The sequence below is a fragment of the Oricola sp. genome, from assembly GCF_965230365.1.
Classification (GTDB): domain Bacteria; phylum Pseudomonadota; class Alphaproteobacteria; order Rhizobiales; family Rhizobiaceae; genus Oricola.
In genome coordinates this window covers 2232564-2246137 of record NZ_OZ246003.1, presented here as the reverse complement: position 1 = coordinate 2246137, position 13574 = coordinate 2232564, and the positions used below count along the sequence as shown (strand labels likewise).

Annotated in this window: 11 protein-coding genes; 2 read left to right on the top strand and 9 right to left on the bottom strand. The window is 61.1% G+C overall.

Annotation, left to right across the window (positions count from 1 at the left end; translation table 11 throughout):
• Positions 1–73: 73 nt before the first annotated feature.
• From folK to ACO06R_RS10710, 5 genes are all read right to left on the bottom strand, one after another.
• On the bottom strand, positions 74–583 hold the full coding sequence (gene folK / locus ACO06R_RS10730; protein WP_421849239.1) for a 2-amino-4-hydroxy-6-hydroxymethyldihydropteridine diphosphokinase: 510 nt from the start codon (positions 581–583) through the stop codon (positions 74–76).
• On the bottom strand, positions 576–953 hold the full coding sequence (gene folB, locus ACO06R_RS10725) for a dihydroneopterin aldolase (protein WP_421849236.1): 378 nt from the start codon (positions 951–953) through the stop codon (positions 576–578). The genes folK and folB overlap by 8 nt, the downstream gene beginning before the upstream one ends.
• An 18-nt stretch (positions 954–971) precedes the next feature.
• Entirely contained in the window at positions 972–1799 is an 828-nt protein-coding gene (folP, locus tag ACO06R_RS10720) for a dihydropteroate synthase (protein ID WP_421849233.1), read from the bottom strand.
• A gap of 73 nt (positions 1800–1872) precedes the next feature.
• Positions 1873–2193 carry a 2Fe-2S iron-sulfur cluster-binding protein gene (locus ACO06R_RS10715; RefSeq protein ID WP_421849231.1) on the bottom strand — a complete coding sequence of 107 codons (321 nt, stop codon included), beginning with the start codon at positions 2191–2193 and terminating at the stop codon, positions 1873–1875.
• Positions 2194–2290: 97 nt separating this feature from the next.
• A complete protein-coding gene (locus ACO06R_RS10710; protein ID WP_421849228.1) occupies positions 2291–2581 on the bottom strand; it encodes an Hpt domain-containing protein in 291 nt (96 codons plus the stop codon).
• A gap of 389 nt (positions 2582–2970) precedes the next feature.
• Here ACO06R_RS10710 and ACO06R_RS10705 point away from each other — a divergent pair, with 389 nt between their 5' ends.
• On the top strand, positions 2971–7983 hold the full coding sequence (locus ACO06R_RS10705) for a hypothetical protein (RefSeq protein WP_421849225.1): 5013 nt from the start codon (positions 2971–2973) through the stop codon (positions 7981–7983).
• 78 nt (positions 7984–8061) lie between these two features.
• Here the strand turns inward: ACO06R_RS10705 and ACO06R_RS10700 are convergent, their stop codons facing one another.
• From ACO06R_RS10700 to ACO06R_RS10685, 4 genes are all read right to left on the bottom strand, one after another.
• Positions 8062–8655 (bottom strand): ABC-type transport auxiliary lipoprotein family protein, encoded by a 594-nt coding sequence (locus tag ACO06R_RS10700; RefSeq protein WP_421849223.1) that lies wholly within the window; start codon positions 8653–8655, stop codon positions 8062–8064.
• An 86-nt stretch (positions 8656–8741) separates the two neighbouring features.
• Entirely contained in the window at positions 8742–10424 is a 1683-nt protein-coding gene (locus ACO06R_RS10695; RefSeq protein WP_421849221.1) for an MlaD family protein, read from the bottom strand.
• A gap of 3 nt (positions 10425–10427) precedes the next feature.
• Complete coding sequence (locus tag ACO06R_RS10690; protein WP_421849218.1) at positions 10428–11225, bottom strand: ABC transporter ATP-binding protein; 798 nt, start codon at positions 11223–11225, stop codon at positions 10428–10430.
• Positions 11225–12424: an MlaE family lipid ABC transporter permease subunit gene (locus ACO06R_RS10685; protein ID WP_421849215.1), complete on the bottom strand. Its 1200-nt coding sequence runs from the start codon at positions 12422–12424 to the stop codon at positions 11225–11227. Before ACO06R_RS10685 ends, ACO06R_RS10690 begins: the two co-directional genes overlap by 1 nt.
• Before the next feature lie 92 nt (positions 12425–12516).
• On the opposite strand from ACO06R_RS10685, the gene dgcA reads away from it, so the two are divergent.
• Positions 12517–13509, top strand: a complete 993-nt coding sequence (gene dgcA, locus ACO06R_RS10680) for an N-acetyl-D-Glu racemase DgcA (protein ID WP_421849212.1) — start codon at positions 12517–12519, stop codon at positions 13507–13509.
• The last annotated feature ends 65 nt before the right edge of the window (positions 13510–13574 follow it).

The following is a 13574-nucleotide window of genomic DNA, read 5'->3' as shown; positions in this document are numbered from 1 at the left end:
TTGAGAATTGCCGGCAACCGGGCTATTGCCGGAGCTCGCGAGGCGCGTTTTTGATTGCCCGGTTGAGCGCGCTTCAGGCGCCCTTCCCCCAAATCCGGTAATCCGTCCGCTCCAACGGCTCATCTGCAAACCCGGCTGCGATATCGCGCACATACCGGCCGCCCAGTTCCAGATCGGCTGCGATTTCGGCCAGCGGCACCATCACGAATGCGCGGTCTGTCATACGCGGATGCGGGATGGTCAGGTCGTCGTTTGAGACTTCCATGTCGCCATACATCAGGATGTCGATGTCGAGTGTACGCGGCCCCCAGCGCTGGTCGCGGACGCGGCCGAAGGCGCGTTCGGTTTCCAGAACGCATGCTAGCAGGGCCTCAGGCGAAAGCCGGGTTCTTATCGTCGCGCACGCATTGTGGAACCAATCCTGCTCGACCGGTCCCCAAGGCGGGGTCCGATAGACACTTGACGCGCCAATCACATGACATTGCGGTTGAGCGTCGAGGCGAAGCAGCGCGCCGCGCATCGTTTCCGGAACTTCGCCAACGTTGCCGCCCAAACCGAGGACGGCGATCACGCACTCACTCACTGGCGGCTTTCCGCGCGTCGTGGACCACGCGAACCTCGACGAAATCGAGCACGCCCGGAACCGGGGCGTTTGGCTTGCGGACCGAGATTTCGGCCGAGACGATTTGCGGGAACCGCCGGCAAAGCGCCTTGCCGATTTCAAGTGCGATGGCTTCGATCAAATAACGGCGCTCGCCGGTCACGATTCGCTCGATCTCCTGAAAAGCGATACCGTAATCGACCGTGCCCTCGAGTTCGTCGGTCTCCAGCGCCTCACCGGGATCCACTGTTAAAACGGCATCGACATAAAACCGCTGCCCGAGGAACTCTTCCTGGTCGAAGACACCATGGCGCGCGAAGAACGCGCAGTTCATCATACGGATCTGGTACATTGTCTGGTTTCCGGTTAGCTACGCCCCATGCGCAAGCAAGCGGTCTACCATAGCATCGGTGATGGTAACGGCATCACGATTGATTGCGACATCATGTACCCGAATTACCGCCGCGCCCGCTGCGCGCATCAGCGCGGTCGTTGCTGCCGTGCCAACATCTCGGTCCGCCGTATCCCTGCCGGTCGCATGGCCGATAAATCGCTTTCTGCTGGTCCCGATCAGGATCGGAAATCCCAGTTCGTGCAGTTCGGCGAACCGGGCCATCAACTCGAAATTCTCGTCCGCATCCTTGGCAAAGCCGAAACCCGGATCAATGACGATCTGGGATTCAGAAACGCCGGCCTTCAACGCGATTTCGAAGGACCGTGCGAAGAAGTATTTTTGATCCTCGATCACGTCGGCCAGTTTCTCGCGCTCTCGCCCGGTGTGCATAATGCACAGGCCAGCGCCCGTCTCGGCGGCAACATGCGCGATGTCGGGTTCGCGCTGCAGGCCCCAGACGTCATTGACGATGTGGGCACCCTGGATCACCGCCAATCGCGCGGTGCTGGCTCGATAGGTGTCGATGGACAGAAGGATCTCGGGGCACGCTTCGCGCACGGCCCGCAGTGCCGGTAACACGCGCTCCTGTTCAGTCGATGCATCGACGGTAGCGCTGCCGGGGCGCGAACTCTCGCCACCCAAGTCCAGGATCGAGGCACCCTGCGCGCGCATCTTTTTTGCGGTATCGACAACCGCACCATCGCGGTCCAGCAGGCCACCGTCGGAGAAACTGTCAGGCGTGACGTTTAAGATGCCCATCAGAAGGCAGATGGGGCCCAGTTCCAGCGATCGGCCATGCGCCAAGCGCCAGTTTCGTGGTTCGAATACGTGTGTTGGAGGGGTGCCGCGCACTATGCGAGCCTCCCTGTCCCTGGAACTAGGCCTGCCTTTCGGGCACGCGTACGATCAAGCCGTCCAGTTCGTCTGTCATCTTGATCTGGCAGGACAGCCGCGATGTCGAGTTCGGCTCGAACGCGAAATCCAGCATGTCCTCTTCCATGACCTCCGGCTTGCCCACTTTCTCGGTCCAGCCATCGTCGACATAAACGTGGCAGGTCGCGCAAGCGCATGCGCCGCCGCATTCGGCCTCAATGCCTGGGACACTGTTCTTCACGGCGTTTTCCATCACCGTTGATCCGCTGGCGGCATCCAATTCAAATCGCGTGCCATCATGAGCAACAACGGTCAGTTTCGGCATCGAAGTCTCCGGAAAAATCGTTACGAGCAACAGCGCGCGACTTAACCCGCCCCCGCATAAAGTCAAGCCGGAGCCTGCCAGTGCGACTTTTTTCCCGTTACCGCAAAAGAGATGCGATATAGTCGCGTGCGGTTTCCACTTCACGGAGCAAATCGATGACCGACCCGTTGTTTGCGGGGTCCGTCTCGATCCGCGAAGCGCACTCGGCGACCCCGAAAGCGCCCACCGCACGCGCTGCACCTTTCAAAGTGTGCGCGTTTTCCTTGCGCGCCTCTTTGCTGCGTCGTTTCCGCAACTCATTGCCCAGCGTAGTGGCCTGCTTGCAGAACAGACTTAGGACTTCTTCCTCAAGCGCCCGGTCGCCGCCGGTCTGGCGCGCCAGAAACACCAAATCCACAGGTCTTTTTTCGCCACGCGGAGCGTACATTTCGTCAGGCGGTGCGAAAGCCGGATTGTTCATGAGTGTGCCCTTTCCCAATCGTCACCCTTGTTGAAAGTGTCACATTCAAAGATGGCCGTCGGGTTAACCGCACTGTGGATTTCGTCAGATCGTCGACAGGATTGGGACTGCGCGCGAGGGGTGCGTTAACTTTATATTTAAACTTATGGCATGCGCGCGCGTTCGCGAGTTCCAATTGCTGAACTGTCCCGTTACGATACGCATTGCTTGTGGGGCTCCCAATAGATCACAGTTCGATCACAGTTGCGCCCACATTTTGATGTGTCTGGGATTGCCGATCGCGTGATCGGTTTTGGGGTACAGTGAGTGAGGCGGCAATGGCTGTGAAAAAAAACGCTGCTAGCATAGACGTGGACATGGAAGCAGCGCTGGAAGAAGCCCTTGAGGCCGGCCTGGACGGGGATATCGATCTGGACGACGAGCTTTCGCTCGACGACTTCGAGAACCAGGTCGCAGCGGCAGCCAGCGAGTTGGCGCAGGAAAGCAAGGCCTCCGCGCCAAGCAAAGCCACCGCAAAGCCGGTGGATCCCAAACCTGCTGCCGCGAAGCCCGCAAGCACGTCGCCCCAAACAGCCAAGCCGAAGTCCGCAGAACCGGCACCCGCCAAGCCTGCAGTGGCTGCCAAGCCGGCGCCCAACGCCGCAAAACCAGCCGCCGCGCCGGCAAAGGCCGCGCCAGCCCGCCCTGCCGCCAAGGCCGCACCGAAGCAGGCGCCCGCAACCAAACCCGCCACCGCTCCCGAACCGGAGCAGACGCCCGCCGCTCCGCGCGATATCAGTTTCAAGGCCGCCAACGATGACGACTCGAAACGCGACTATGCGGCGCTGCTCGCGCGGTTAAACAGCAAAGGGGCCGCCGGTCGGCCGGTCACCGCCATTGCGATCAGCGCTGTTTGGGTGGTCGTTGGTCTGTTCTTTGCTCACATCCTGTTTGCGCCCGACATATGGCAAATCCGCTCGCTGCAAGATCTGCGCAATGTCCCCGGCGTCATCGCAATGATCGTCGGCATCGTTGTGCCCGTGGTTATGATCTTCGGCATCTCGGCATTGCTGCGCCGGTCCCAGGAAATCCACGTGACCGCGCGCTCGATGAGCGAAATCGCGCTGCGGCTCGCAGAACCGGAAAACCTGGCGCAGGAGCGCATCGTCACCGTCGGCCAGGCAGTCCGCCGCGAGGTCGCGGCGATGGGCGAAGGCATCGAGCGCACGATCGCCCGGGCGACCGAGCTCGAAGCGCTGATGCAGACCGAGGTATCCGAACTCGAACGCGCTTACACCGAAAACGAAGTGCGCGTCCGTTCGCTTCTGACTGATCTGACCAATGAGCGGGAGGGCATCGTCACTCACGCCGAGCGGCTGCGCTCGTCGATCAGTGGTGCCCATGAGCAGCTTCGCGAGGAACTGACCGGTTCAGCCGAGCTTATCCGCGAAAGCGTCACAAACGCCTCGATGCAACTCACCATGTCGGTCAACACGTCCGGCGAGACGCTTGTCAATCAGTTGAACGAAAGCGGTACGAACATCAATTCGACACTTGCCGCGCGCATCGAGGAACTGTCCGGTCAGATGCGCGCCTCCAACGATGTTTTTGCGGACCTTATAGACACCCGTATCGCCAATCTGGGACAGCAGACCGATGAAGCGAGCCGCCTGCTGACCGAAACGCTTGAATCGCGCGCGACGAGCCTTGTGACCGTCCTCAGCAGCACGGCGACGAACCTGACCGACGAATTCGACGAGCGCCTGGCGTCGATGCAAAAGACGCTCTCGGATCGCGGCCAGCATCTGCTCGGCGACTTTGAAACCCGCGTCCAGGCAATCAACCAGGGCACCGAGAAGCTCAATGCCGCGCTCGACGCGCGCGCCCGGCAGATCAACGAAGTACTGCTCGACCGCACGCGCTCGATCGCTGACACTTTTGCGCACGGGAATGCGCAGGCCAGCGCCATCGCCGACAAGGCGAACGAAGCCTTCACCACCCAGACATCTGCGATGGAAAGCTCGCTGTCGGCTATCCTCGAGCAGAAGTCGACGGCGATCGCCGATCGTCTGAACGAGATTTCCGGCTCGATTTCGGGCAACTTGGACGAACGGACGAACGAATTGCTCGGCCGCTTCGACGAGAAGACTTCGGCTATCTACGGCGCCGTATCGCACACCACCGAGCGGATCGCGGACTCACTTGATGAGCAGGCTGCAAAACTCGATGAAAAAGTCGCCGGGGTCACCGGGCAAATCTACGCCAACTCCAACGTGATCACCGACGCCCTCGACGCCAAGTCGGCCGAGATCGGCGAAGCCATCGACATGCGCACCCGCGCGCTGACCGGCGAATTGGCGCGTCGGTCGGAAGGCATGGTCTCCGCGATCGATGCCAGGACCGAGGAGCTTGCGCGCACCGCGATCAACTTCTCCGATACCGTCGACGCGCGAACCGGCAATCTGATCGAGCAGGTCACCGACCAGACCAAGCGACTGGCGGAAGCACTTGACGAGAAGGTGCAGTTCCTTGGCGCCAATGCCGAGGGCTTTGCTCAGGCCATCGAAACGAAGGTTTCATCGGTCTCCGAAACGCTGAGCGCGCGCGCCGCAGAGTTCGAGCAGAGCGCCTCGCATCTCGATCGATCCATCGCCGACAACAGCGCCATGCTCACCGTCACGTTGAACGACACCGCGACCACCTTGAGCGATGCCATCGGCGAAAGGACCTTGGCATTGCGCGACACGCTCGCTGAAAAGACCACGGTGCTGACCGAAGCTCTGGACGAGAAGACGAGTTTCCTTGACTCCTCGCTGGACGAAAAGACCATGGCATTCCGTGACACGCTTGCTGAGAAGACTGCAATGCTGACGCAAGCACTGGACGAGAAGGCGACCTTCCTCGACTCCTCGCTGGACGAAAAGACCATGCGGTTGAGCGCCACGCTGAGCCAGCGGGCGAGCGCCCTTGCCGACACGCTGACCGGTACGACCACCGCGATCGAGACAAAACTGGCCGACAGCAAGGCGCAGCTGGAGGTACTTCTCTCAGAAGGCAGTTCCAGCCTGCACACCCTCGTCGAGGAAAAAACCAACTCGGCAATTGTCGCTCTGTCGCGCAGCACCGAGGTGCTGGAGACGTTGTTCGACCAGAACCGCGGCGTTATCGACGAACGCACCGACACTATGCGCACGGCGCTGACCATCGGCGTCGACAATGTGCGTAAGGCGCTGGAGGATAGCGCCGGCATCGTCGCACGCACGCTTCGCGACAGCGTTGCCGCGGCTCGCGTTGAACTCGAGGATGAGGCAGGCAAGGTTGGTCACGCCTTCGAGGATCAGGGAGCGAGTTTCGCCGCGCGCATTTCCGAACACCTTGAAACCAACCGGGCTCGGTTCAGCGAAGAACTTTCGGCCAGCGAAGAACGGCTGTCCGAACAGGCCACCGGTCTCGGCCGTCAGGTCCAGGAAATGCTTGAGGCGCTGGAGCAGCGCAGCTCCGACGCGGCGAGCAGCATCGGCGAGGTCACCGGCGAAGCCGCTCGCGCCTTTGCTGAACGTACGACCGAACTGTCCGAACTCCTCAAGTCGCGCACCGAGGAGATGGAACAGTTCATCGAAGGCTCGACCAAGCCGCTTGTCGAACGTCTGACCGGTGACGGTGAAAAACTGACCCGACAGCTGGAAGAAGCCACGACGGCAGCTACCGAACGGCTACAGGCGGAAAACACCGCCCTTGTCGCGGCGATCGCCAATCGCACCGCCGATACGGTCGAGGCCATGGAAAACGCCCAGTCCAGCCTGACGGGCAGCGTCGGCGACCTGATAGAGAGGTTGTCCAGTTCCAACAGCACGCTCGGCGAGCTTATCGAATCGGCAACGACGAACCTGTCCAGCCTCGACGGTCGCCTGCTTGGTACTGCCAGCGAGTTCTCGCAGAAGGCCGATCATGCCGCCGATTCAATCGGCAACTCGCTCAATCTGCTCGACAACAACATGTCGAAGCTCGGCGAGATCTCTTCGCACACGCTTGGCGAGGTGGCATCAATTGCCAATCGCTTCGAAGAGCATGGTCGCGTCCTTGCATCGGCCTCCGACCTTCTGAGCGTTGCGCAGTCCGGCCTCTCGACGACGCTGGATGATCGCCGCGAGGCGCTGGAGGAGCTTTCCAAGGGCCTTGTCGGAAAGTCCGAGGAGATCCAGGAGCTCATGCGCTCGTTCGAGGGCATTGTCGGCGATTCCTTTGCAGCCGCGGAACAGCGCGCACGTAAAGCCGCCGAAGAGTTGGCAATGAATGTCCGTGAGACCGGCGCTGAGGCCGAAGGCGTTGCCCGCCGGACCGCCGCCGAACTGACGCAGAGCGTTCGCCAGGCGAGTGAGGAAGCCGAAGACCGGGCACGCCAGTCCGCCGACGCGGTTTCCCACCAGCTCAACCAGGCCATTGAGGCAGCGCTTGCCCGCTCCAGCGGCGCAGCTGGTCAGGTGTCCGAGACCGTCACCGACGCCATCGAAGACGCCATGCAGCGCTTCGAAGGTGCGACCGCAGAAATGCGGCGTATTGCCAATGATATGCGGACTGAACTTAATGAAACGCGTGAGGACCTGAAGCGCGGCATATTCGAACTACCCGAAGAAACACGGGAATCGGCCAACGCCATGCGCCAGGCGGTCTCTGAACAGATCAACGCACTGAAGGACCTTTCGCAGATCGTGGAAAACTCCGGTCGTGCATTCGATGTTGGCCTTGGAGGAGGCCAGAGCGCAAAAAAGTCTGGTAATGAGCGGCGCCGCCTCGAACCGGCAGCTGCCGGCCCGGCTCCGTCTCGCGACGATGGTCTGCGAGGCGGCCTCGGCCTCGACAGTGCGGCTGCCGAGCAGCCGACCGAAAAAGCGCCAGCGTCCGGCGGATGGGTCAGCGATCTTCTGCGTCGCGCCTCGTCGGAAGAGAAGGAAGCCGCGCCCCGGGCCCAGCAACGCGTCAGCACCCAGCAACCGCGCGATCCGCTGCACGCGGTCGAATCTCTCAACTCGCTCTCGATCGATATCGCCCGCGCGATCGATCATGAAGCATCGATTGAGTTGTGGGAGCGTTACCGCCGCGGCGAGCGCAACGTCTTCACCCGCAAGCTGTACACGCTCAAGGGGCAGCAGACCTTCGACGAGATCAAGCGGAAATATGAGAACGACGAGGGTTTCCGGACCTCTGTCGATCGCTATATCGCCGACTTCGAGCGACTTCTGCGCGACATCAGCAAGAGCGACCGCGACAACATCATGACGCAGACCTACCTCACGTCGGATACCGGCAAGGTCTATACTATGCTCGCCCACGCGGCCGGCAAGTTGCGCTGACGGCAAACTACGAGTCACCGATCAGCCGCCGGCCTCGCGCCGGCGGTTTTGTTTTGGTCTCTCATCCGGAAATGATATCTAGATACGGGCCGTTACCCAGGCCGCCACATCCTGCACCACCTCGGCGAAAGCCTCGTCGATGGCCGCCACGTAGGCCGCATTGTCCTGACCGGCGGCAACCACCTCGGCTTCGAACAGGCGTTCGCTCGCAACGATTCCGTTGCGGTCGTTGAGCACCTTGACGGCGAGCGCGACGCGCGCCGTATCCAAAACCGCGTCGATACCGAATGCGCGGATCTCGCTGACGATCTGGTAGTCGATTGCGAGGCCCTGCCCCGGCAATCCGACGCCCTTGAACCGCCGCGAGTTTTGCAACGCCTGCGCAAGCCGCGTCTGTACGAGTTTCGGCAGCCGATCGCTCCATTGCGCCCGGCCAAGATACCGGATGGTCAGGGAATCCGTGCGTACGACGATGTTCTGGGAATCGAGCGCTTTCAGCGCTGACGGTTCGGCAACGAGCACTTGCGTACCGCGCCTGACAGGCGAGGTCTTGGAAATCGTCGGAATGGAGACCTCGTAGGTGTCCGCGCTCGGCCGGATACCGCTGAGAACGGCGCAGCCGGAAACCAGAAGCGATGTCGCTATGACCGAGATGATAGGATTCCGTCTCATTGCGCCTTGATGTCTTGCCCCCGCCGGGCGTGACGCCGGCTCGTCCCCGCCCCAGATGCGATGTGATATCGGTTGGCCAAAGCGTGTCAACGTCTCTGTCGGCCGTCGAACGTTTTGACGTCTCCCTGTCCACCAAAGATCAGGCGCTGCGGGTTCCGCTCCAGGTCGCTGATCGCCGTTTCGATCCGAGACACCGACCGGCGAGTGTCGTTGACCAGCCCCTGAACATCCCGAAGCCCTTGGTCGGAGAACCGCTCCAGATTGGATGATATCGAGGTGATGCTGTTGTTGAGGTTTTCAGCGACCTCCCGAAATGACCGCAAGGTCTGTTGCGCGTCGACAAGCAGGGTCTCGCCCTCATCGGAACCGAGGATCGTGTCCACCTTCTGAAGGATGCCATCGACCCGCACCGACGCTGCGTTCAAACGTTGCGCCAGTTCGTCGGCATTGGAAATGAAGCTTTGGATGTCTTCCTGTCGCTCGCCAAGGCCGGCGGTCAGCGTCTCCACTTCGGTCAGCGATCTGCGCGCCGATTCGCCTGCCGCCGTAAGGTCGCGAAAAGCCGTTGTGACCTGTTCGGCGGGCACCGCGTCCAGCAGCGCGTCAACCCGGTCGAAGCTTCCTTCCACGCGTGAACCCACACTCTCGAGGTCAGCCAGCAGTTTGGATGCGTTGCTTGCAACCGCGCCGAATTCGCCAGACGCATCGCTCGCATTGGCCATGAAGGTTTGCGCATCCGTCGAGATTGTTTCGAGACGGTCGATGATCGCCTGGATATCCTGATTGCGCCCACCGAGCCCCTCGGTCATCGCAGCGATCTCGTCCAGTGTTTGGCGCGCTGTCCCGCTGGCCGCCGCAATTTCCGTGAGCGTCGTACTTAATTGCTCGGGCGGCAGCGCATCGAGGATGGCATCGACACGATCGAACGTACCGTCGACCCGCTGTCCGACATCGCCGAGGTCGTCGACAACCGAGGCAACGGTTTCCGTCATGCTGCTGAACCGCGCCGAAACATCGCCAAGGTCCGTCGAGAACGACTCGACATTGGCGACGATGGTTGCAACCTTCTCCGGCTCGACTGCAACGATCAGGTTCTCGATACCGGTCAGCGTACCATCCAGTTTGCCCGACACTTCGGCAAGCGCCGCGCCAACATCGCCGACTCCTTTCAGAAACTCGTCGATCCGGTCCGAATTGTCGCTGAGCGCTTGGCTGAAAGTGGCTGCATTATTCAGGGTTTCGTTAAGCGGCCCGCGTGCCTCGGTCGCAAACCCCTCCAGTTCGCTCAGTACCCGGTCGGTGCGGTCGAAGATGTCCTGGGCGGTTGCGAGCAGATTATTGACGGCTGACGGATCGGCGGTGATCGTAGCGACCGTTCCGTTCGCTTCGGCCACCTCAAACATGTTCGGGCTCTGAATATCCCCGCCTTCGAATTCGATGTGAGCGATACCTGTCAGGCCAGTAAAGCCCAGTACTGCCTTTGTCGATCGAGAGATCGGCAGGTTGCGATTGACCACCGTTTTGGCGATCACAACCTTGGGATTGCTGGCATCGAACCGGAGCCGGGTCACCTTGCCGACATCGATACCGTTGAACTTCACGAAGCTGCCGACGCCAAGCCCGGTGACCGATCCCTCGATCACGACATCCAGGCGGGCGCTTTCCCCGGTCGTGCCGACACGCGCGACCCAGTAGACAAACGAAAAGGCCGCCGCAATGATCAGCAGCGTGAATGCACCAACGGTAACGTAGTTTGCCTTTGTTTCCATGTGTCAGACTTCCGCGCCGGCTGTCGCAAGGCGCGCTGGCGGATCGATCCTGCGCGCCCGTTTTCCCCGAAAATAGGATTTCACCCAAGCATCCTCGCTTTGCAGCATGTCGTCTATGCTGCCGGCGACACACACCTTCCTGCCACCCAGGACAGCGATACGGTCGGCAACCGAAAACAGGCTGTCAAGGTCGTGTGTCACCATATAGACGGTCAGACCCATCGTGTCGCGCAGCTTTGCGATCAGATCGTCGAACTCGGCCGCACCGATCGGGTCGAGCCCAGAGGTCGGTTCATCGAGGAATACGATGTCCGGATCCAGTGCCAGCGCTCGTGCGAGCGCCGCCCGCTTGATCATGCCGCCGGACAATTCCGACGGGTACTTGCCGGCCGCGCTTCGTGACAGGCCGACCAACTCGATTTTCAGCATCGCCAGTTCGTCCATCAGCGCTTTCGGCAGGAACAGGTATTCGCGCATCGGAATCTGGATGTTCTCAAGAACCGTGAGCGCGGAAAACAACGCCCCATGCTGGAAGAGCACGCCCATGCGCATGTCGACCTGGATACGCTCTTCCTCGGTGATCTTTTCGACGTCGCGCCCGAAGATCTTGATGCATCCTTTCTGTTTCTGCGTCAGGCCCAGAATGGTCCTCAGCAGTACCGACTTCCCGGTTCCGGACGCACCTACGAAACCGAGAATCTCGCCGCGATAGACGTCGAGATCGAGCTCGTGCAGCACCACATGCCCACCAAACTGCACATGGATGTCCCTGACGCTCAGAACTGTTTCCCTCTCGTCCATCAAAAATCGACCGCCGCGAAAAACATTGCGAAAACTCCGTCGACCACGATCACCACGAAGATCGACTTGACCACCGACGCGGTCACCCGGTGACCGAGCGATTCGGCGCTGCCACCGACCTTCATGCCCTCTACCGACGCAATGACCCCGATGATAATGGCCATGAACGGTGCCTTGATCAGCCCCGCGAACACGGTCGTCAGGTCGATCGCGTCGCGCACCCTGGCAATAAAGGCGTCTGGGGATATGCCCGAATAGGTCTGCGCCACGAACATCGCACCGCCCAGTGCCGCCATATTGGAAATGAACGTCAGCAGCGGCAGCGCGATGACCAGCGCGACCAGGCGCGGAAACACCAGAACCCCGATAGGGTTGAGCCCGATCACCGTCAATGCGTCGATTTCCTCACGCATCTTCATCGAACCGATTTCCGCGGTAATGGCGCTGCCCGAGCGTCCGGCGATCATGATGGCGGTCAGCAACACCCCGATTTCGCGCAACACCAGAATGCCGACAAGATCGACGACAAAAATTTCGGCGCCGAAATAGCGCAACTGGAAAGCGCCCTGCTGGGCGATGATCGCGCCGATGATCGTCGACATCAAGACGATGATGGGAATGGCCCGGACGCCGGTTGCCTCGATCTGACTGACCACCGCGGGAACGCTCAGGCCACTGCCGTGGCCCAGCTTCATTTGCGAACCGCGCACGGCCGCGCCCAGAATATGCAGCGCCATCAGCACATTGTCGCGAAAGCGATAGACGCTTTGTCCCATCGCAACGAGCACGCGTACCGCAAGCGAGTCGCGAGACACCGGCGGCGCAGCCTCGTCCATCTCCTCCATCGCGGTATGCACGGCATCCAGCAAGACCTGATGCGACTCGCGCACGCCAACGAGCGAAGCGTGAATTCCGCGCGCCCTGAAGGCTTCCAGAAGCCGGTGAATGACCCACGCACCCGCCGTATCCAGATAACCTACGCCGGTCATGTCGATCTCGGCCGCATCGCACGACAACTCAGCCTCCAGCGCACGCACCGAACTGTCAATGACAGCCACCGTATGCGTCGCCCAAACCCCCATCAGAGTCGCGAAAACCCGCCCATCGTCGCGGCGCACATGCAATTGTGGCGCCTTCGGCGCAGCCAGTTCCTGTCGCGCCGACTGGAGGTCGTTTTCGGTGTGCATCACCTCGGTCATCGGTCTATTACTACCCTTCGCATCGCCGGGAGTCTGCGTCCTGTCAGCCACATCAACCGCAAATTCGACCCGCCCAGGGAGGTATTCAACCAGTGAGCACCAGGGATTGCCAGACGGAAGCATGGTGCGAGAGCTATCCGATCAACGGGCAGTTCAGCATTTCGCGCGAGAGCAAGGCGACCGCAGAGGTCGTGGTGTGTCGGATCAGTTCAGGTGGGTTTTCCGGTATCGCCGAATGCGTGCCGTATCGGCGTTATGGCGAAAGCGTCGACAGCGTGATCGCCCAGATCGAGAGTACCGCAAGCGCGCTTGGCGCTGATATCTCGCACGAAAGACTGCGCGAAGACCTGAAGCCCGGCGCGGCGCGCAACGCGCTTGATTGCGCGCTCTGGGATCTTCAGGCCAAATCGACGGGCCGACATGCCCATTTGCTGGCTTGCAGTTCGTTGCCGAGGCCTGTCGAAACCGCCTTCACGATCTCGCTGAGCGATCCGGACAGCATGGCCGATGCGGCAAGGGCCGCATCCCGGCGGCCATTGCTCAAGGTCAAGCTCGGTGGGCAGAATGATATCGCCGCCATGCATGCGGTGGCCGCCGCCGCTCCCAACAGTCGCATCATCGTCGACGCCAACGAGGCATGGGAGCCGGAGTTCCTGCCTGAATTGCTGCGCGAAGCCGCGAGGTTGCATATCGCGCTGATCGAGCAGCCATTACCGGCCGGCGCCGACGAAGCCTTGGCGGGCATCCCCCACCCTGTGCCGATTTGTGCCGATGAAAGCGTCCATACCACCGGCGATCTTGAAAGCCTTGGCGACCGCTACGACGCAGTCAACATCAAACTGGACAAGACGGGAGGTCTGACGGAGGCGTTGCGCATGCACGCCAAGGCCAGGGAACTCGGGTTTGGCGTCATGGTCGGTTGCATGGTCGGCACATCGCTGGCGATGGCACCGGCGGTCCTGCTCGCCCAGGACGCCGATTATGTCGATCTCGACGGTCCATTGCTGTTGGCGCGCGACAGAACGCCGTCGCTACGATACGAGGGAAACACGGTTTCGCCGCCACGGTCCGAGCTTTGGGGCTAGGCCTGCCGGTTGAGAACCAAACGGCGCGGCGATATCCAGCACATGCTGCACAGGGAAGGAACGAA

Bases quoted from the DNA above. Each gene is read 5' to 3' on its own strand.
- folB (WP_421849236.1), bottom strand. From the start codon at position 953: ATGTACCAGATCCGTATGATGAACTGCGCGTTCTTCGCGCGCCATGGT.
- ACO06R_RS10715 (WP_421849231.1), bottom strand. From the start codon at position 2,193: ATGCCGAAACTGACCGTTGTTGCTCATGATGGCACGCGATTTGAATTG.
- ACO06R_RS10705 (WP_421849225.1), top strand. From the start codon at position 2,971: ATGGCTGTGAAAAAAAACGCTGCTAGCATAGACGTGGACATGGAAGCA.
- ACO06R_RS10700 (WP_421849223.1), bottom strand. From the start codon at position 8,655: ATGAGACGGAATCCTATCATCTCGGTCATAGCGACATCGCTTCTGGTT.
- ACO06R_RS10695 (WP_421849221.1), bottom strand. From the start codon at position 10,424: ATGGAAACAAAGGCAAACTACGTTACCGTTGGTGCATTCACGCTGCTG.
- ACO06R_RS10690 (WP_421849218.1), bottom strand. From the start codon at position 11,225: ATGGACGAGAGGGAAACAGTTCTGAGCGTCAGGGACATCCATGTGCAG.
- ACO06R_RS10685 (WP_421849215.1), bottom strand. From the start codon at position 12,424: ATGACCGAGGTGATGCACACCGAAAACGACCTCCAGTCGGCGCGACAG.